The organism is Patescibacteria group bacterium (genome assembly GCA_041675205.1).
GTDB lineage: Bacteria > Patescibacteriota > Patescibacteriia > GWA2-46-9 > GWA2-46-9 > JBAYUF01.
In genome coordinates, this window is the sequence record JBAYUF010000002.1 from 32,971 (window position 1) to 52,327 (window position 19,357).

Genomic DNA, 19,357 nt, shown 5'->3' on the forward strand with positions numbered 1-19,357 from the left:
ATCACCGTAACATTTTTTGATTTATATAGTGCAATAAAGAACGCGCACTATTTATAACAAGCATAGCTTCCGCCTCTGCGAGCAAGCTATTGTTGGGGTGAGCGAGACTGGATTGATTGCGAAACGTATTCATTGCATCAAGTATTGATGCGAAAGATTTCAAAACTCGATCCACGTCATGTGATCGTGTAACTTCAGAAGTAAAAGCTGGATGCTTTGTTCTCAATATTTTGAAAAATTCCGTAATACTCTTGTTATCCGTTTCCGCTACTCCCATTTCTTCACATAAATTTTTCATGTAGCCATGCAATGCTGTGTGGGCCCTATCCATGGCGCTGATCGGACCATTTGTGGCCAAGAGATTCTCGGCATCAAGCAGTGCACGATCAACAACAGCCGTCGTATTATGAGGTTTTGGTGTTGAAACTGGTGCAGGAACATCAACTAATTCTGGATAAATACAAATAAAACGAATAAAAGGCCCCCCGACCTCACTTATACAATAAGCAACATGCATGAAAGCCTCCTCATCTTGCTGGGTTGTTTTCAGGGCACCCATTTCTTCATAATCATCCAGTGGTACCGTTGCATGCAAAACATAAAAGTCATCGCCAAAATAATTAGAACCTTCACTTATCGAAAACGGTATCAAGGATAACAATTCTGCTGCACGAGACTGTCCTCGACGAAGCAACAAGCGGGCAGCATTCGTGGCGATACGTTGCCATCGTTCCTCGGGCATAGGTTCACCGACAAGTTCAAATCCAGATGCACCACTGCCTTGGTATAAAAGTATCATCGCAGTTTATGTGCAAAAGAATTTTCTACTCACTAATAGCAGAAAGTATCCGTTGGCGCTTGATAAATCTATCCAGTAACGGGATACCGAGGCGATACTTACCATACCGAGTTCGGTAAATAAGGCCGTCAATAACGAGCTTTGCAAATATTTGACTTGCGTGGCTTGAACTAATAGGGCTCTGGAGCAGCCTTCCCCATTGCTCAACTACCTCCTTTACTGTGAATTCATCTTGGCAGTTGTCTAATGTAGACATAACAGACAGTAATTCTCGTTCCCTGTCGGTGGCGTTATTCCAGCGCGCTGCAAAGAAGTCTATATCAAGCTTGGCTATTATTTCTTCAAGGGGAACGCTCGGATCATTCCTTCCTTGTGTCATCTGGCTCAAAAAACTATTGAATGCTTCCCGACAAAGAAACTGAATGAAATAAGGATAACCACCCGACTCTTTCACAATTATTCCTACTGACGTATCGCCAAATGTTACGGGACAGTTTTCCCTTTGTATCGGTTTTAGAACCGCTTCTCTGCTCTCTGTGTCAGAGAGACCATGAAGCTCTGTCACCTCAAACATGCGCTCCGCGTAAGTCCTCGCATCAACCAAACGCTGCTGAAGCGTTGGAAGACCAACGAGAACAAGTAGTAAGGGATAACCTCTTTTTTGTAACGATTGAAAAACCTCTAAAAGTACTGACAACGGATACTGTCCTTCTTTCCCTTGATCACTCATTTTTTGTGCCTCATCGTAAGCGATTACTATTCCTTTTACTTGAGGGCTAGCTTTTTTTACATTATTCCAAACAAATTCGAGTGTACTTCGAAGTTTGTCTGACACCAGCCCTGGCTGACCATTGTAATATTCAAGCAATGCAGCGTAGTCTAGGGAAACTTCGTCTGTTTCCCCGCCAAAACCCATCTTGTCCTTTTGTCCCTTGAGTTGCGATGTAATAATCGAGAGGTCAGTCAATATTCTTGTAGCAATGGTGTTTTCTGAAACACTAGCCGACTCAGAAAGATCGGTACCTGCCCAAAGCCACTGATTCACAAGAGCGACGGGTTTGAAGCTATCGACGAGAACGGTCTTGCCCGTACCACGTAGGCCAGTCAGAATCATGTTTTTCATAATGACCTCCTGCTGGAGCAAGTTTATGAATGCTTGTTTTTCAGGGTCACGACCAGCCAAGTAAGGAGGCGGTTGACCAGCGCCGGGGCGGAAGGGGTTCAGAAAAGGTTCCTGTGTCATAGAATGAGTAACTTTTATAATATTACTAATTCTAGATGTTTCACTAATTCTTGTCAACAAACTAAATGTTTGTAGAACTTATACTTGGCCAATTTTATAGAAATAGGCCATAATGATTGCGACAATTGAATTGCCTAAACCACTGGGTAACCAGCGGCATGGCAAGAAATCCCACAACGATACTGAACCCCGTGTTCAGCGACTCGTTGTGGGTCATATCCCGAAAGGGGTATGGGGCAGAAAGGCTCAGCTGGCGCGGGGCTCTGTGTTGCACCCCAAGCGCCTTGCTACCTACAAGTCGCTTATTTTTATTTTATTCACATGGACAACCAATCAACTTCGGGAAGTATCAAAAAACCCTTTTGGCAGCAGTTATGGTTTCTCGTGCCTATGGCTGTTTTGTTACTCATTATCGTTAGTGCAGCGAACTCTTTGGAAAAAACGAGTGATCAATATTCAGGACCAGTGCAAGCGATGGTTTTTGATTTACCTCCACTCATAGGCAAAACAATAGATGAAGTTGTAACTGCACTCGGAGAACCAACAGCAGAGGAGGAACCAACAGCAGAGCAAAAGAAGGTTGGGTATACAGAAGGCACAGTAAGCTACGAACACGAGGGTATCACGCTAATGGTCAACTTTGATGTGCTTACTCGAAAAGTAAATGATTTCTATGTCAGCCCGCCCGGTATAGAGCCGGTGCAAAACATTACGGCTCTCTTGCAAGCAGCTAATCTCAGAGAAGAAACAACTGATTCATATGTGGTGAGTAGTGTTTCAGCCGGAGACAAAAAAGATGCTGGCTACTCTGGTATTGTCGTCATTACGAAAGAAGATGCGGAGCGCAAAAATACTATTCAGAAACAGTTTAGCGCGTGGGATGGTTCCCACATCAAACTTACTCGAGTCATCAAAGATTCGATGCATGATCCTGATAGCTATGAACACGTAAAAACAACATACGTGGATAAAAGTGACCACCTCATCGTCACCACAACGTTCCGAGGCACGAATGCTTTTGGTGGCAAAATCTCCAATACTGTAAGCGCTAAGGTCTCCGTCCAGGGAGACGTTATCGAAATACTTGAGTAGTAGGCGTATACTGTGGGGTATAACCTAAGAAATCTATGGGCTACATACTAAAGCAGTACTTGATCACTTTCGGCTGGGCACTTACCGGCGCTATTTCTATGGCGTTTGCGCTCGGCATTCTCGCCAAAGTCTTTTCTTGGCTTACCCCGATAGATGAGTGGGAGGAACTCAAAAAAGGGAATTACGCTGTAGCTATCGTATTTGGGGCAACTATTCTTGGTGCAGCCTTTGTTATTGCACACATCGTTACAGGCTAAAAATGAAGCGTAGAGCAGCTATTGCAACCGTCCTGGTCATAATGGCACCGACGCTTGCTTGGGCACACCCAGGACGCACTGATGCCAACGGGTGCCATACCAACAAGAAAACGAGCGAGTATCACTGCCACGGGGCTCCAGCAACAACATCTGCACGTACGGATGCGCCAGTTGCCGCTCGAGAAACCGCGCGAGCTACGTCGCCAAGCGTTGAACCAAGCGCTGCCGTTTGTAATTTTGACCTCTATAACTGCAGTGATTTTGCTAGTGGAGAAAAGGCGCAAGCAACCTTTTTAGTCTGCGGAGGAATAAATAAAGACATTCATCAATTAGACAAAGACAATGACGGCCTTGCTTGCGAAGAACTGAGCAACTAAAGAACTAGGAATTACGTAATCTTTTTGTGCGAATGTCAAGTAAAAACCGGACACAACCGGACAGTATCTGACACTTTTACAACATTTTGACTCCATATCCGACAGTACCCGACACTATTAGGATATTCTGATTAGAAATTAGACAGTAATAGACACAATTACCGGGAATTGCCGAATTGTGACGCCCAAACTTCTAAGTCAAACAAGAACAATGGTAAAAGGTGACGCCGCTAAATCATTAGAGAATCTACCTTACTTCGAAGATTACGAAGTCTATGCTCTTTGGAAGTATCTCAACGGAAACCTAACGGGTCGACCGGTTTTTCAATTAGTCGACTTATTGGGACCAGGAAACAGTTACCTATCACTGTACGTACTACTACACAACCTAAACCAGTGGGGCATAACACTTGAAAATCCAACTTTTGATCGTAAGGGGCATAGATGGTTTTATAAAAAACATCGCACCAAAAAAGAGAGCGAGGCGAAAAACTCGCTGAATAACATCTACAAAAATAAGTTCAACTTGGTTGACATAGTGGCCGCGTTTCCTGTTGCTCAGCAACAACGTATGCTCGCTTGGATAGAGTTCAAAAAAGAGCTGAGCGACAGCAACCGTCAAATCTTGAACTCATTCTTAGGGCGCTATATGGATCTGTTTGTACACGATCAACTAAAGTTGCGGGAAAAAAGCTTCTACACTTTTGAGCGGCAGATAGAGAAGCTTCTAATGCTACTTCGTGAACGATCTAAAGATTTTGGCAAAGAATTTGTTTTTGAGTACGCACCTCCAAGAGACGAAGATGGTCTTTCTATCTACTCTCCTTTTCTATTTACTCATTCCATGGTCGCGGCATCGACACTCGGCCTGGTGAAAGTGACGGAAGCCTGGGTACAAGATGAAGCACCGCCTAAAAGGCAGCGCCACAGCTATAAAATTAGACTTACTATTACTGAAGTAGGCAGTGAGAAGATAAATGAACTAGCTGAGAAGGTGGTTGGCAAAAGGACTATTATGAAAAACAGCGACGGACTATTTACATATCGAGGGGCACCGCTAAACGTAACCCTTGGTACTAATTATGCACGCGCTTTTGATATTCTTCTGTCGGACTTCCCTCAGGGAGGTTTTGTTCCTTATGACGTTCTAGAAAATCTATTGATACAAAACGGTTTTGAGCCGAGCAAGAACAACGAACAACGCAACAAGAGAATCAATAACTTGCTTAGTGTAGACCAGGGGTTTTTCCGATATGCAAAGTTGAACAACAAAAAGCTTCCTAACAGTGCAGCGGATGGTAAGTCTATTATCCATATACGCCGAGGAAAGGGTATAGAATTTTACAACCCAGAGATCTAAAACCATTCCACTTGGTTCCGACTGGGGACAGCTCAAAACTGAGCTGTTTTTTTATTTGTTTACTTGGTTTTTGAAGACAAAAAAGAAACTGAAAACTAAACCAAGTGGAAGTATTACAAGGTAGGGTAAGGATAGGCTTGCAATAACTTTTTTCAGGAAATTTATTGCAACCAGGTGACGTCACACTTATTCAGCCGCTGGCGCGTCACCTCGCTGGCGGCTGATGTGTTTTGAGATGCTTACTCTAGAACAATGCCGAAAAATTGATCCCTCTCTTGCTGATATAACAGACGAAGAGTTGTTACGCATTAGGGAAAAACTACAAGCTGTTGCGCTGCTTGCGTTTGAGGATTTTGTAAAAGAAAACGGACTAAAATCAGGACCATAATAAGAGTTTGAAATATCCCGCTTGGGTACTCACTAATTCTTATTTTCAGGGTAATGTATAAATATGAGCATGAATACAGTAAAAACTGGGATAATTTACGTTAGAGTTTCCTCTAAAGATCAGGTTGAAAACACGAGTCTAGAATCGCAAGAAAAAGCCTGTATAGAATACGCTGAACGAAACGCCATTACGATTATTGAGCCAGCGTTCGTCGAGAAAGGTGAGTCTGCAAAAAGCGCCAACCGAACTGAATTCCAAAAGGCTATTTCACGATGCGCTGATAAGAAACTACCAATCAAGTACTTCGTTGTTTATAAACTTGATCGTTTCGCTCGAAACCAAGATGATCATGTCACTGTAAGAGCCATTCTCAGACGCTACGGTACTGAACTTCGTTCTGTTACGGAACCAATCGACGAAAGTTCACTGGGGCGAGCCATGGAAGGAATGATTTCTGTTTTTGCAGAGCTAGATAACAATATGCGAACCGAACGGACTAGGGGCGGGATGCTAGCTCGAATACGACAGGGTATTTGGTGTTGGCAAGCTCCGCTGGGCTACTACCGCCCATACAAGAAAGCTAACATTACGCCTGATGAAAAAATAGCACTCTACATAAGGATCTTGTTCGAAGAATACGCTAAAGGAACATACACTTACGAGAGGTTGGCAAGATTTATTAGTGATCGCGGATTACGAACAAAGGAGGGTAAGAAACCTTGGCCACAGCTCATGGTAAAAATTTTGAAAAACGAAGTTTACTGTGGAGTAATAGTCGGACTCGGAGAGAGAATCGATGGTGCATTTGAACCGATTGTTTCAAGAGAGCTTTTTGAACAATGCAGAAAAATAAGACTTGGCATTGCAAATGGCTGTCGTCGTTCACCAGAAAACCCTCTGTTCCCACTACGACGGATTGTGGTTTGTACCAAATGCAAGCAACCACTCACCGGCAGCAGATCTCGGGGGAAACTCGGGAAATACTACCATTACTATCATCATCGTAAACAAGGTTGCGTGGCCGCAAAAAGTATCCCCAATATCGAACTAGAAAAGATTTTTCTGAATTATTTTCAAAGGATCGCACCCAATGATCGTTTTGAAAAGTTATTCAAAGCCATCATTACTGATACTTGGAAGAGTAGTTATAAAAAGCTAGACGAAAATAATTCTCGGATTCAAAAACAGATAGAAGTATTGGCTACTGATCGTCAACGTATTTTTGAGTTCCACCAGAATGGTAAATACTCCGATGAAGAATTTCAAGAACAGAAACGGCTTATAAACCAACGCATCGAACAAAAGAGGATACTACTAGATGACAGCCGGATTGAAGAATTCGATATGGAGCTAGCCCTCAATTATTGTTTTGAGTATTTGAGAGCCATTCCAGAGAAATGGGGAAAAACTAGCGATGTATCTAGAAAAATGCGCTTACGGGGTTTGATGGTCAAAGGATTTATATATTTCGACGGCGAACGAATTGAAACCCTCGATATGACAGAGATTCACAGGGTAAAACAAGAGTACGGTGGTGAAAAATACCATTTGGTAGCCCCACGGGGAATCGAACCCCGATTTCCGCCGTGAAAGGGCAGCGTCCTAACCGTTAGACGATGAGGCCTCAATTACCTGAAAGATCTGTGAGAAACGCTCACTTCGCTTCCGCGGTATGTGGTGCGACGATAGTACATTCATTTCTGTTTTGAATCAAATTTTTGGGGGCGCAGGCGGAAACAACTGTTAAGGTTGCTCCGCCTGCGCCAGGAGGAGTCGTCAGATCGGCAAGCTGGGCGTCGCTGGCTCCGATGGGAAGACATTCCCGGTCGCGACTTTCGCGAAGGCCTGCCGCAAGACCCTGACATACTCCAAGGGGTCGTTCAGGACGAGACACGCCGCTTCGTCTGTTGCTGGCTGGGAGAAGTACATCTGCGACATCGCCCCACCCGCTCCAGCAAGCTCAACAACGACCCCCCATCTTGGGTCTGCCTCGTCGATAGCCGTGAAGAAATTGACGTTCACGACAGTGACGATAGGCAGGGGTTGTAGACCAACCTCTGTCGCCACCCCCGCGGCAAAGTGGCACATGCAGGGGTCCACCTGCGTTCCACGGCATTCTTGAGCAATGTCGTGAAACGCCTTCGCCACGGCCGTGGCGATGCCTACCCGGGCGGCAGGTGGATCGTCGGCTCCCTTGGCTATGCCCGTCAGAAAGAAAAAAGAGACACACACCGTCCACATTTTTTTTCTCATCACATCCACCCTCCATCGTGTGGTGCCACACTTATAGCTCATCAATTAAAGACCGTCAATGCTAATTGCGACGATGCACATGAACCCGTATACTCGGGTCATATGAACAAACGGGTTCGGATATTAGGAATTGAAACGTCATGCGACGAAAGCGGGATTGCTTTGCTGGATGCCTCGCGAGACAAGCACGGCACCATTCAGTTGTCTTTGCAGTACAACTTTCTTCACTCACAAATTGCCACCCACAGAAAGACCGGCGGGGTAGTGCCAGAGATTGCGGCGCGAGAACATGCTATTCGTTTGCCGGGTCTTCTTACCCAACTTGAAAAAAAAATCCCACTTTCAGAATTAAAAAAATCAATTGATGCCATTGCTGTTACTAGTGGGCCGGGCCTTGTAACTTCTCTAGTTACTGGCGTGGAAGTCGCTCGTACTATTAGCTACCTGTGGCAAAAGCCGCTGGTGCCGGTGAACCATCTTGAGGGACATATTTATGCGAACTTGTTGGCAGGTGGCAAATGGCCAATAGCAAATGGCAAGACAATAAGGGGGGAGATTTCAGATGGTAAATTGCCAATGGCAAATGGCGAAGGGGAAAAGGGAAGAACTCCGGGTGACAACGCGGCCAATTTCACTTTTCCATTGCTGGCGCTACTGGTTTCGGGTGGGCACACCGAGCTTATTTTAATGAAGCGTCATCTCTCGTATATCGTGCTTGGCTCTACCCGAGATGATGCTGCGGGTGAGGCATTTGATAAGACAGCAAAACTGCTTGGGCTCCCATACCCGGGTGGGCCGGCGCTTTCACGACTGGCGAAGCAAGGGAAGCCAATCATAAAACTACCTCGGCCGATGCTCGACAAAAAATATAATCTTGACTTTAGTTTCTCTGGTTTAAAAACGGCTGCGGCAATGCAGATTGAAAAAGGGGGAGTGCGTAAGGCTGACATGGCAGCAAGTATTGAAACGGCTATCGTTGAAACCCTTGTTGAAAAAACGTGTCGAGCGGCCGAACAGTACTTGCCAAAAACTATTGTGCTGGCTGGTGGTGTAGCCGCAAACACAAAACTACAAATGCGTTTAGCAGAAGCGCTGACCGTGCGCGCCCCAAAAGCAACCTTGCTCACCCCGGCCATAGAGTTCGCAACGGACAATGGTGCCATGATTGCAGCGGCTGGGGCGGTACGTTTTCTTTTGAACAAAAAGCGGCCGCTCGTTATTGACCCGCACTTGCCTCTGTAGCTATGACTAAGAAGAAACAGCAGAGCGTAACGCTCCCACTGGCAAATTTACAAGCCACAAAAGCCCTTGCCGTTCGCCTCGCGAAGCTCGCCCGAGGGGGTGACGTCTTTGGACTCGTTGGAAATCTTGGCGCCGGCAAAACAACCTTTACGCAGTTCTTTGCAGCCGCACTTGGTGTAAAGTCACGAGTGATTAGCCCAACCTATACGCTGGTCCAATTTCATGCCGGAAAAAAATTCACCCTCTGCCACATTGATAGCTACCGGGCGCACAGTGCCGAGGAAATATGTATGGCGGGGTTGGACGACGCTTTGGCCGATAAAAACTGCATTGTCATAGTCGAGTGGGCGGACACGATAGCGCCAGCTCTGCCGCCACACACTACCTGGCTACAGTTTTCTCGCCAAGGAACAAAAAGAACGGTGACAATTACGACTCCTTAACCTTCTTCACTGGTTACGCGGAACACTTCTTCAAGACTCGTAATTCCCTGTAGCGCCTTCAGCACACCGTCCTCAACCATAGTGCGCATACCATTTTTCCTGGCCATTGTAAGCACTGCTGACTCAGAAAGTTCAGCGCCTGACAAAATTGCATTTTCAATATCTGCATCAACCAGCAGTACTTCATAAATACCAATTTGTCCGCGGTACTGCAGCTGCTGACACGCTTCGCAACCCGGGCTGGTGTAGAAGGTTTGGTTCTTTGGTAACTCATCACGATCAACGTGCGGAAGGGTTGCCAGGATAGCGGCCACACGAGCGGCCAATTTTTCTTCTGGCATCGTCGGTACTTTACACGATTCACAAAGACGACGAACCAACCGCTGACCAATGATAACGTTTAGGGCGGCTGGTAAAAGAAACCGAGCCAGCCCAATATTTAAGAGGCGCGGAATAGCACCAGCGGCATTATTTGTGTGGAGCGTAGAGAGCACCAAATGCCCCGTGAGCGCCGCGTTCGCCGCCACATCCGCCGTTTCCGCATCACGAATTTCGCCGACCATAACCACATTTGGATCTTGTCGCAACATTGAACGGAGTCCAGCCGCAAACGTGTAGCCCCGCGTCTGATCAATTTGGCTTTGCGTAATACCCGGCAGCTGATATTCAATCGGATCTTCCAGAGTAATAATCTTGTTCTCTGGTTTTGCTAACCGCACCAACATGGCGTAGAGCGTTGTTGTCTTACCAGAACCGGTTGGACCGGTCGTCAGAATCATGCCATTTGGCTTTTCTAGTTCGGCTAACAATACCTCTTTTGCGTGCCCGGTGAGGCCGAGCGTTTCAAGGGCTACCCCACGCGCATTCCAGCGAAGGAGCCGCAACACAACACTTTCTCCATACGCACTTGGTAGTGTAGAAATACGAACATCAACCTTGTCAGCGGCCTCAGCGATAGTGAAGCGACCATCTTGTGGTTTGTCGGTAATATTTATTTTTAGTCCAGACAACAATTTTAATCGTTTAACCAAAGCGTCATACATAGTCGCCGGAAACGAAAGGACGGGATAGAGAACACCATCAATACGAAACCGTAGTGCCAGACCGGCGTTACTGGCTTCAATATGTATGTCGCTCGCCCGTGTTTGCAGTGCCCCCGCAATGATTGCCGTGACCACATCACTCGTTGAGGCGCCTGAAATTGCTTTCTTGATTTCACCTAACGTGTCACTTTGCCGACCACCTTGGGTATACTTTTCAAGATCTCCGGTAGAAATACTAACGCCACGGGTGGTTACGTACGGTCGTGGCACCCGTCGATAGGTATCAAGGGCGAGGCGAAAACTTTCATACGAAATGAGGTAGAGGGTCGGCGTGGTATGGTGTTCTGCTGCGAGCGCCGCAACTTTTTCACGTACCGCTGGAGACGTTGGATTAATACTACCTAGCCGAAGGTCATCTATTGAGTACCAAAAGCAAATCAATCCGAGTGAACGAGCTTCATCTTCTGAAATCAAAGAAACGCTATCGGGATTAATTGGAAATCCCTTCAAATTAAAATAGACAGCGCCAACAGTAGTGGCTTGCTCTTCTACCTCTCGCTCTTTTGCTTCAAAACGAAGTGAACGGAGCTTGTCCGCCAACTTACCCGAGGCGTCGGGCGAAGCGACTCGCACCGTGCGGTCGCTCGCATTACCGGCCGCGCCCATAGCCCCTATGCTCGACGGAATAGGCGAAATCGCCTATCAGGCAGAAAACGGCTCAATACTCTCACTATTTTACTGACAGTTTTTGTTCGTTGGGTTAATCGAACGTAGAGCATGGTCCATGCCGTCCATTGGAAGGTTGCCAGCCACGCCGCAAAAAAGAAGAGGAGGACAATGAGAACGACGAGCGCGATTAAGCCCACAATAGTTCCCCAGGCGCCAAACCCCAGCTGCCAAAGAACAGCGGCGGCAATAAACGTCGGCACAATGAATAGCCAAGCGATGAATAGTACGAGAGCCCCAACAAGAACACTCACAACCCCAAGGAGAGCCGCCATTTCTAACGTGACCAACCAATGGGCCTTCAATAAAACGATCGACCGCTCAAGGGCATCGACGAGGCTACACTTTTTTAACACAATAAACGAAACCATGTAGCGAACAATAAACGAGAGCGCAATGGCTGTTGGGATAAGCAAAAGAAACGCTACTGCAAAACTTGGCATTCCAAAGTATGGGTCAAGGATTGCCAAAGCAGCGAAGAGCGCCACCAATGCCAGTAACATCCACACAACAATCTTCCCAAATAGAAACGTGACGAGTAGGGGAGCAAAAGTGGTTCGGCTTGCTGCCAAGGTTGTCGCTGAAGAAGTAAGTGGTTTACTGGCGGCGACTAGTGCGGCATTCCGCACCAATGCGGCCACACTAATCATAGCCAACCAAATTAAAAAAGCCGCCACGGCTATTATCGCCGCGCCGGTCATGAAGAGGAACAGAATAGAACCTGGCTCTTGGAAAAAAATGTGTCCGAGTGAGCTGGCCGTTTGAATAGTTGCGGACGGCACGTCGGCAGTGAAACTGAGAGGAAGCGGTACTCCACCGCGATTGCTCACTTGCTCAATGGCGCTAAAGAGAACTTGATATTCACCGACGTTACCGATTAACGCCGCAAATAATCCCCACATCCAAAGCGACTTTTCTCGCCACGATGCACGAAGGGCTGACGCGAGCACTGCCCGATACACTGGTTGCACTTTTATCATATGTGTTTTCGCCTCCTGAGGATTACCCGACGCACATAGTATACCGAAAAAACTTCACTACAGCAAAGTGGCGGCCACTTAGGCCGCCACCGGTTCTGCCATTATTGCTTCAAATGCTTGCCGCTCTAATGTTTCTTTTTCAAGAAGTGCGGCCACAATGCGTTCAAGAGTCGGTCGATTTTCTTTAATGAGTCGCTTAGCTGTTGCCTGTGCCCGCTTCAATAGTGCGGCTACTTCTTCATCAATCTGCTTGGCGGTGTCTTCACTATAATCTCGCTGTTCGTGTATTTCTCTACCCAAGAATATCATCTCTTCTCGATGCCCGAAGGTTCGTGGGCCAAGCACGCTCATACCATAATCAACGATAATACTCTTCGACAGTTTCGTAGCCTGCCGCAAATCGTTCGACGCACCGGTGGTTAACTCATCAAACACTTCTTGCTCGGCGGTGTAGCCGCCCAACATAACAGCCAGGTCGTCAATAAACTCACTCTTCGTGTGGAACCGTTTGTCTTCGAGTGGCAGTTTTAATGTGTACCCTGCGGCATGACCGCGAGAAATAATGGAGATTTTATGCACCGGGTCGGCGTTTGGCAACAAGTGTGCAACGAGCGCATGACCAGCCTCGTGGTATGCAGTAATTTTCTTCTCTTTGTCTGAGATCACTTGATTACGACGTTCTGGGCCAAGGATAACTTTTTCAACGCTCTCTAAAATCGCCGTTTGTGAAATCGCTTTGTCTCCATGACGCGCAGCCAAGATAGCCGCTTCGTTTAATACGTTGGCGAGATCCGCACCAGACAGTCCCGGTGTTCGAGCAGCCACCTCTCGTAAGACAACGGTTGGTGCCATTGGTTTGTTTTTTGCATGTACGGCAAGAATTGCCTCACGATCGTTAATGTCGGGAAGGTCAATCATCACTCGTCTATCAAAACGACCGGGTCGGAGGAGGGCGGCATCCAACACATCAGGCCGGTTTGTGGCCGCCATAACAATCACGTTGGTTGATGTTTCAAACCCGTCCATCTCAACAAGTATCTGATTTAGTGTTTGCTCTCGTTCGTCGTGCGAGCCACCCAACCCGCTACCACGCTGACGGCCAACGGCATCGATTTCATCGATAAAAATGATAGCCGGGGCAAGCTTTTTAGCACGGCGGAATAGATCGCGCACCCGCGAAGCCCCAACCCCAACAAACATTTCCACAAATTCTGAACCAGAAATGTGGATAAAAGGAACACCGGCTTCACCCGCAACCGCTCTCGCTAAAAGCGTTTTGCCTGTACCCGGAGCGCCAACCAATAAAACGCCACGGGGAATCTTGGCGCCAACGGCCTGAAATTTTTCTGGCTGAGCCAAAAACTCCACGACTTCTTCTAATTCTTGCTTTGCCTCGTGAGCGCCAGCAATGTCGGCAAAGGTCGTTTTCTCGCGGCGCTGGTCACTTGCTTCTCGAGCGGTGCTTTGTCCAAACGTCATGGCACGATTGTTCATGCCTTGCACCTGCCGCAACATGAAGTAGAAGAGCAGTCCAATGAGCGCGATGGGTAAGAGGATTGGAAGCACTGCCCCCAGCCAATACGAGAAACCACCCTCGGTCTTTACGGTAATGGGGAGCGCCCGAATAGCTTCCGCTGAAACGCCATAGCTCTGCAACAGCGCTGGCAATGAATCTTGTGATTCTTTGTGCGCCATCTTCTCAGACCCGTCTTGCAACGTATAGAGAATCGTTGCTCCATCACTAACGAGTATGCTTTTTACTGAACCGGCAGAAATATCGGTGACAAATGCGCTAAGACTTACGGTCTCTGTGCTGCTGCGATAATTAGAAACAACAGCGACCATCCCCGCGAGTGCGAAGAAGATGAGGATGAAGAAGAGGAAGCTGCGAAGTAAATTTTTCATATAATAAAGTAGGTGCAGTGTAGCAAGAAAAAACCGCCCCGGCTACGGGACGGTTTTTTATGCCTAATAAATAATTTAGACGGCCGATTCTTTCTTCGTATTATCATCTTCAGTTACGGGCTCTTCTTTTGCACTGGCCGCAACATCAGCGGCTGTTTTTGTAAGCGACAAGCCAAGGCGATATTCAAGCGGCTTTAATGAAACGATGGTGAACTCCATCTCGTCACCTAACTTTACTTTTTCAGCAACCTCTTCGGGAGCCATACCCAATTCTGAGACGTGTGCCAAACCATGAATTTCAGGGTCAAGCTCCACGAACAACCCAAAGCTGTTTATCTTTCTGATTTTCCCCTTTACTCGAGTCCCAATAGCGTACTTCTCTTGTACTGTTTTCCATGGGTCAGGGAGAAGCCGCTTAACCGACAAGAAAACCTTTGGGCCATTGATGTTAATAATCTGCGCTTTTACTTTTTGGTCCATCACGACAATTTCTGAAGGATTCTCAACCCGCTGCCAGGCCAACTCTGAAATATGGATGAGACCAGTGAGCCCCGGGGCAAACTCCATGAAGGCACCGAAGTCGGCAATGGCAGTAATTGGACCTTCACAGACCTCACCAACACGATGCGCATTAATCTTCTCCACCTGTTTGTCCTCTTCAACCTTCTTTTCGGAAACAATCAGTTTCCCGTCATCTAGGCTTGCGTCAAGCACCTTAACGACAAACTTCTCACCAATAAATTCTTTCAATTTTTCTAGAATGCGGACCTTGTCACCACCAGGAACCCGTGGGTAGTGCTCGGCTGAGAGCTGTGAGACAGGCAAGAAACCTTCAACATTGTTGACGTCAACAATGAGCCCACCCTTGTTCGCCTCTCGCACGGTTACCGTCACTAACTCGCCGGCATCACGAAGGTCTTCCAGTTTACCCCACGACCGTTGCTGTCCAGCAAATCTGAAGGAGAGTTCAACTTCACCAAGCTCGTTTTCAAGATCAAGAACGGTTGCTTCGGCCGGGTCGCCAAGCCCCAACTTTGCATAGTCTTCTGATTCATTATAAAGCTCCCGACCACGGATGACACCAGAATAGCCACCTAAATCAAGGTGAACTTCTGTTTTTGTAATACTGCTAACGATACCGGAAACGACATCGCCAACCTTTGGCAGTGACCAATATTGCCGATCTTCGAGAAGCTGCTGAATCTCTGAAGTAGCGATTTTGCTGGGGTTTTTCGTTGTTACTTTAATCATAGGTTTACCCACTATACTGAAGGGGACAGACTTTGGCAAGGGTGATAGCTCTGCTATAGTGAAGCCACTATCTTTCTTATACAAATGCCGCACCATCACTTTAAACGCATAGCCTATAAACCGTCTCCAACAGGGTCACTGCACCGGAAACGAAAACGTGGTCGCCGACTCCCTCAGTTCACTCTCCCCCGTGGCGCAAAACATCTCATTGGCAAACTGGCGCTTATTGGGGCCACTGGCGCGGCCTTTGGTGTGCTGGCGCTTCTCGCACTAACCGCGTGGTACTCACACACCCTGCCCGACCCTGGGAGCCTTGCGCACCAGGCTATAAACAATGGCACAAAAATTTACGACCGCACGGGTGAAACAGTGCTATATGAATTCCATGGCGACCAAAAACAGACGACGATTACCTTGGCGCAAATCCCAGAAAACGTAAGGAATGCGACGTTGGTAGCCGAAGACCGTAATTTTTACTCACACAACGGGTTTGATATCCGCGGGTTCCTTCGAGCAGTGCTTGTGAATATTTTTACCAGTCGACAACCGGGGGGATCAACCATTACGCAACAGCTGGTTAAAAACACCATCGTCGGGAACGAAAAAAGCTACACCAGAAAACTAAAGGAACTCATTTTAAGCTACCGACTCGAACAAGAATTTTCAAAGGACCAAATTCTTGAACTCTACCTCAACGCGATTCCTTACGGCGGCAATGCCTACGGTATCCAATCTGCTTCGGAGAAATATTTTGCGAAGGACGCCAACGAACTCTCGCTAGCGGAGTCGGCAACACTGGCCGCCCTACCAAACAGACCTTCTCGACTTTCCCCTTATGGCAACAACCGAGCCGAACTCATAGCACGACAGCACTACATCTTAGACGAAATGGCCGCCCTTGGTTATATATCGGAAGAGGCAGCTGAAGTGGCCAAACAAGAGGAGCTCCACTTCTCGAAATTGGGGGAGGGTATCACGGCACCACATTTCGTTTTCTATATTCAATCCTTGCTGGCAGAAAAATATGGAGAAGGCTATTTGGAAACGAATGGATTACGAGTGGTAACGACGCTCGACGCGAAGTTACAAAAAATTGCCGAGGAGGCAGTAAAGAATGGTGCGGATAAAAATACTGAGCGCTACGGCGGAAACAACGCAGCACTCATAGCGATTGACCCAAAGACAGGCCAAATAGTGAGCATGGTTGGTTCCAAAGACTACTTCGAAGAAACAATTGACGGCAACGTCAACGTTACCATTCAACCACGACAACCAGGCTCGTCTTTCAAACCAATCGTATACGCCGCTGCGTTCATGCGTGGCTACACACCAAACACTGTCCTCTACGACGTAAAAACAAAGTTCTTATCGCCGCCGCAAGCCGCCTATGAACCAACCAATTTCGGTGGGGCAGAGCATGGCCCGGTCACTATTCGGCAGGCGCTAGCCGGCTCTTTAAATATTCCTGCCGTGCAAACACTCTATTTGACTGGTGTCGATAATGCGCTGAACCTCGCTGATCGTCTCGGCTATACAACGCTTGGTGATCGGAGTCGCTTTGGTTTGTCGTTGGTGCTTGGGGGTGGGGAGGTAAAACTACTAGAACATGCGGCTGCTTTTCAAGCATTCGCCAATGATGGTGTCTACCACGAAACCGCGGCAATCCTTCGCGTTGAGGACTCCAATGGGAACCTTCTCGAATCGTTCCAACCAAAAAATCGACAAGCTATGCCAACGCAAGTTGCCAGACTCGTTACCAGTATTCTCACCGACAACAGTGCCCGGGCGTATGTCTTTGGTGCCAGTAGCCCGCTCACCCTGGGAGACAGACCAGTTGGTGCAAAAACAGGAACAACAAACGACTTCCACGACGGCTGGACAATTGGGTTTACGCCGTCTCTCGTCGCTGGTGTGTGGGCAGGAAACAATAACAACACGGCAATGACCGGCTCTGCTGACGGGGTGAATGTTGCTGCGCCAATCTGGAACGCTTTTATGCGCGGTGCCCTGCAAGGTACTTCGGTTGAACAGTTCACCCCACCAGATCAAATTTCTGAGGATGGTAATCCAGCGCTCTATGGGAAAATACCAACAACGCTTTCTGTTGTTATTGATCGTGCATCAGGAAAATTAGCCACCGACCGAACACCGACTGATTATCGAGAAACACGCTCCTACCCAGCGGCGCACAGTATTCTCCACTATGTTGATCGCGATAACCCAACCGGGCCAGCACCTGAACATCCAGAGAATGATCCTAACTACGCCCCATGGGAAGCTGCCGTCCAACAGTGGGTGGGAGCCCAAGGTAGCGACACCATAACAGTCCCGCCAACTGAGTATGATGATGTGCACACTATTGAGAACGAACCGCAGCTCATTGTCACAAGTCCGGCACCTAACCAAACCGTGCGAGGAACAACGCTACCCGTCACACTGGTCGCTACTGCCAAACGGGGCATTGTAAGTATTTCATACTCTTTTGACGGCAGCCGAGTGGCCACAGGGGGAGGGGGGACAGGGCAAACAATAGCTATACCAGATACCTTTGCCTCTGGCTTCCACAATCTTCAAGTTGAGGTTCGAGACGATGTTGGTAACACAAAAACTGTTGAGCGTTCTTTTAACTACATCCCATAAGTAAACCCCCACGCTTGTGGGGGTTTACTTATCCTCTCCTGCTGCCTCTCTATTACCCCCGAATGGGCATAATAAGATACCGCCAATTATTTCCCTCTGCTGCTTCATAGGGGGTAACCAAAACCGGTCGATCAGCATTCAATAAATGTACGACTACCTTACCATCAGCCACCGCCAAAATATCGAGAAGGTAACGCGCGTTTAGGGTGATTGACTCTCCTGTTCCAGCTGGCCCAGTAGCTGGTACTTTTGTGCGATGGAAACCAACCTCACTACTTTCAGCATGTACATCTAGTGAGCCGTCGGCATTCCCGGTTACCCCAATACTAGACGAACCACCACGAGAAAAAAGTGCAGTGGCTTTTACCGCCTTACTAAGGGCGCTAACTGCTACAACATGCTCGGTTCCACCAACTGGGAATAAAGACTCGTACTCTGGAAAATCTCCCTCTACCAAGCGGGTTGTTACTACTGTTTGATCAAACAAAAAACATGCTTGATTTTCCCCAAGCGCCATTTTTACCGATCCACTTAAACTACCCAGCATCCTGAAGATTTCCTGAGCTGCACTTGTTGGTACAATACACTGCACTCGTCCTTCTTGCGTTGCTATTTTTCCTTTCGCTTCAGCCAATCGGAATCCGTCAGTAGCCGCAAAACACACCGTCTGCCCATCAAGTACCAGTAGAACACCTTGAAATTGTGGTCGTTGCTCATTTCTTCCAACTGAGAACTGTGTTTTTTTAAGACCCTCAACAAAATCGCTAATTAAAAATTCAACTTCGTTTTTCGGATTCTCTAGTGAGGGGATAATAGGAAAGTCTGCTTCGGGAATTGTGTGAAGTGAACTACTTGTGTCCGCGGTGGCGATTCGCAACCCACTTTCCTCCAAAGTAACCGTCACCGTTCCTTCTGGCAATAAACTAACAAGATCAAGGAATAATTTTGCAGGTACAAGACAGCTGCCATCTTCTTCAGTTTTTCCGCGAACGGTGTGCTGGACCCCCAACTCAAGGTTTGTTGTGGTGAAAGTTATTTTTCCTGCTTCAACTGAAATATGGATATTCTTTAGCACTGGTAACCCACCAGACCGAAGTGCAGTTGGGGCAACTGTTTGGACACCGAGTACTAGGTTTTCTTTCAAGCACGTGAACCGCATATTAATAAGTTAATATAGAAAAGAAATAATAGAAGTAGTAAGTGGTGTGGATTTGTGGGTAAGTAAGATTAAAGACAACCGTACCCAGCTTTTGCTGCTAAATCTCTACTGGTGGTAAGTGTTAGGTTGTTGATGAAGTGCGGATGACGTTGTGTAGTAGTGATCATAAAGTTTTAGTGGTTGTGGAAAGTGTCGTGAG

15 protein-coding genes and 1 tRNA gene are annotated in these 19,357 nt (G+C 47.3%); 7 read left to right on the forward strand and 9 right to left on the reverse strand.

What is annotated here, in order from left to right; all coding sequences use genetic code 11:
- Nucleotide 1 precedes the first annotated feature (1 nt).
- A complete protein-coding gene (locus WC052_01395; GenBank protein ID MFA7286304.1) occupies nucleotides 2–799 on the reverse strand; it encodes an abortive infection family protein in 798 nt (265 codons plus the stop codon).
- Nucleotides 800–824: 25 nt separating this feature from the next.
- The gene (locus tag WC052_01400; protein ID MFA7286305.1) at nucleotides 825–2,042 is read right to left on the reverse strand and encodes an ATP-binding protein; all 1,218 of its coding nucleotides are present in this window, start codon (nucleotides 2,040–2,042) and stop codon (nucleotides 825–827) included.
- Nucleotides 2,043–2,363: 321 nt separating this feature from the next.
- Here WC052_01400 and WC052_01405 point away from each other — a divergent pair, with 321 nt between their 5' ends.
- The 4 genes from WC052_01405 (at nucleotide 2,364) to WC052_01420 (ending at nucleotide 5,128) form a co-directional block, all read left to right on the forward strand.
- Nucleotides 2,364–3,134, forward strand: a complete 771-nt coding sequence (locus WC052_01405; GenBank protein MFA7286306.1) for a hypothetical protein — start codon at nucleotides 2,364–2,366, stop codon at nucleotides 3,132–3,134.
- 35 nt (nucleotides 3,135–3,169) lie between these two features.
- Nucleotides 3,170–3,391: a DUF350 domain-containing protein gene (locus WC052_01410; GenBank protein ID MFA7286307.1), complete on the forward strand. Its 222-nt coding sequence runs from the start codon at nucleotides 3,170–3,172 to the stop codon at nucleotides 3,389–3,391.
- Between the two features lie 2 nt (nucleotides 3,392–3,393).
- Nucleotides 3,394–3,768, forward strand: coding sequence for a YHYH domain-containing protein (locus tag WC052_01415; protein MFA7286308.1), 375 nt, complete (start codon nucleotides 3,394–3,396; stop codon nucleotides 3,766–3,768).
- A gap of 211 nt (nucleotides 3,769–3,979) precedes the next feature.
- Nucleotides 3,980–5,128 carry a hypothetical protein gene (locus tag WC052_01420; protein ID MFA7286309.1) on the forward strand — a complete coding sequence of 383 codons (1,149 nt, stop codon included), beginning with the start codon at nucleotides 3,980–3,982 and terminating at the stop codon, nucleotides 5,126–5,128.
- A 1,937-nt stretch (nucleotides 5,129–7,065) separates the two neighbouring features.
- Here the strand turns inward: WC052_01420 and WC052_01425 are convergent.
- Both WC052_01425 and WC052_01430 read right to left on the reverse strand, forming a co-directional pair.
- A tRNA-Glu gene (locus WC052_01425) sits at nucleotides 7,066–7,140 on the reverse strand.
- 152 nt (nucleotides 7,141–7,292) lie between these two features.
- A complete protein-coding gene (locus tag WC052_01430; protein MFA7286310.1) occupies nucleotides 7,293–7,769 on the reverse strand; it encodes a hypothetical protein in 477 nt (158 codons plus the stop codon).
- Nucleotides 7,770–7,871: 102 nt separating this feature from the next.
- On the opposite strand from WC052_01430, the gene tsaD reads away from it, so the two are divergent.
- Together tsaD and tsaE are read left to right on the forward strand one after the other, a co-directional pair.
- Entirely contained in the window at nucleotides 7,872–9,011 is a 1,140-nt protein-coding gene (gene tsaD / locus WC052_01435) for a tRNA (adenosine(37)-N6)-threonylcarbamoyltransferase complex transferase subunit TsaD (protein MFA7286311.1), read from the forward strand.
- Nucleotides 9,012–9,013: 2 nt separating this feature from the next.
- Nucleotides 9,014–9,454 carry a tRNA (adenosine(37)-N6)-threonylcarbamoyltransferase complex ATPase subunit type 1 TsaE gene (tsaE, locus tag WC052_01440; GenBank protein MFA7286312.1) on the forward strand — a complete coding sequence of 147 codons (441 nt, stop codon included), beginning with the start codon at nucleotides 9,014–9,016 and terminating at the stop codon, nucleotides 9,452–9,454.
- On the opposite strand, the gene WC052_01445 is transcribed toward tsaE, so the two are convergent.
- From WC052_01445 to WC052_01460, 4 genes are all read right to left on the reverse strand, one after another.
- Nucleotides 9,451–11,163: a GspE/PulE family protein gene (locus WC052_01445; GenBank protein MFA7286313.1), complete on the reverse strand. Its 1,713-nt coding sequence runs from the start codon at nucleotides 11,161–11,163 to the stop codon at nucleotides 9,451–9,453. The two genes, tsaE and WC052_01445, sit on opposite strands and share 4 nt — an antisense overlap.
- Nucleotides 11,164–11,168: 5 nt before the next feature.
- On the reverse strand, nucleotides 11,169–12,203 hold the full coding sequence (locus WC052_01450) for a hypothetical protein (protein ID MFA7286314.1): 1,035 nt from the start codon (nucleotides 12,201–12,203) through the stop codon (nucleotides 11,169–11,171).
- Nucleotides 12,204–12,281: 78 nt separating this feature from the next.
- Complete coding sequence (ftsH, locus tag WC052_01455) at nucleotides 12,282–14,108, reverse strand: ATP-dependent zinc metalloprotease FtsH (protein ID MFA7286315.1); 1,827 nt, start codon at nucleotides 14,106–14,108, stop codon at nucleotides 12,282–12,284.
- Between the two features lie 75 nt (nucleotides 14,109–14,183).
- Nucleotides 14,184–15,359: a S1 RNA-binding domain-containing protein gene (locus WC052_01460; protein MFA7286316.1), complete on the reverse strand. Its 1,176-nt coding sequence runs from the start codon at nucleotides 15,357–15,359 to the stop codon at nucleotides 14,184–14,186.
- Nucleotides 15,360–15,443: 84 nt separating this feature from the next.
- On the opposite strand from WC052_01460, the gene WC052_01465 reads away from it, so the two are divergent.
- A complete protein-coding gene (locus tag WC052_01465; protein MFA7286317.1) occupies nucleotides 15,444–17,999 on the forward strand; it encodes a PBP1A family penicillin-binding protein in 2,556 nt (851 codons plus the stop codon).
- 52 nt (nucleotides 18,000–18,051) lie between these two features.
- Here the strand turns inward: WC052_01465 and dnaN are convergent, their stop codons facing one another.
- Nucleotides 18,052–19,158 carry a DNA polymerase III subunit beta gene (gene dnaN / locus WC052_01470; GenBank protein ID MFA7286318.1) on the reverse strand — a complete coding sequence of 369 codons (1,107 nt, stop codon included), beginning with the start codon at nucleotides 19,156–19,158 and terminating at the stop codon, nucleotides 18,052–18,054.
- Nucleotides 19,159–19,357 lie beyond the last annotated feature (199 nt).

Excerpts from the sequence above, each read along its gene's own strand:
- WC052_01420 (MFA7286309.1), top strand. The coding sequence starts at position 3,980 with ATGGTAAAAGGTGACGCCGCTAAATCATTAGAGAATCTACCTTACTTC.
- WC052_01465 (MFA7286317.1), top strand. The coding sequence starts at position 15,444 with ATGCCGCACCATCACTTTAAACGCATAGCCTATAAACCGTCTCCAACA.
- WC052_01450 (MFA7286314.1), bottom strand. The coding sequence starts at position 12,203 with ATGATAAAAGTGCAACCAGTGTATCGGGCAGTGCTCGCGTCAGCCCTT.
- tsaE (MFA7286312.1), top strand. The coding sequence starts at position 9,014 with ATGACTAAGAAGAAACAGCAGAGCGTAACGCTCCCACTGGCAAATTTA.
- WC052_01445 (MFA7286313.1), bottom strand. The coding sequence starts at position 11,163 with ATGGGCGCGGCCGGTAATGCGAGCGACCGCACGGTGCGAGTCGCTTCG.
- WC052_01415 (MFA7286308.1), top strand. The coding sequence starts at position 3,394 with ATGAAGCGTAGAGCAGCTATTGCAACCGTCCTGGTCATAATGGCACCG.
- WC052_01400 (MFA7286305.1), bottom strand. The coding sequence starts at position 2,042 with ATGACACAGGAACCTTTTCTGAACCCCTTCCGCCCCGGCGCTGGTCAA.
- WC052_01405 (MFA7286306.1), top strand. The coding sequence starts at position 2,364 with ATGGACAACCAATCAACTTCGGGAAGTATCAAAAAACCCTTTTGGCAG.
- ftsH (MFA7286315.1), bottom strand. The coding sequence starts at position 14,108 with ATGAAAAATTTACTTCGCAGCTTCCTCTTCTTCATCCTCATCTTCTTC.
- WC052_01430 (MFA7286310.1), bottom strand. The coding sequence starts at position 7,769 with ATGAGAAAAAAAATGTGGACGGTGTGTGTCTCTTTTTTCTTTCTGACG.
- tsaD (MFA7286311.1), top strand. The coding sequence starts at position 7,872 with ATGAACAAACGGGTTCGGATATTAGGAATTGAAACGTCATGCGACGAA.
- dnaN (MFA7286318.1), bottom strand. The coding sequence starts at position 19,158 with ATGCGGTTCACGTGCTTGAAAGAAAACCTAGTACTCGGTGTCCAAACA.
- WC052_01410 (MFA7286307.1), top strand. The coding sequence starts at position 3,170 with ATGGGCTACATACTAAAGCAGTACTTGATCACTTTCGGCTGGGCACTT.
- WC052_01460 (MFA7286316.1), bottom strand. The coding sequence starts at position 15,359 with ATGATTAAAGTAACAACGAAAAACCCCAGCAAAATCGCTACTTCAGAG.
- WC052_01395 (MFA7286304.1), bottom strand. The coding sequence starts at position 799 with ATGATACTTTTATACCAAGGCAGTGGTGCATCTGGATTTGAACTTGTC.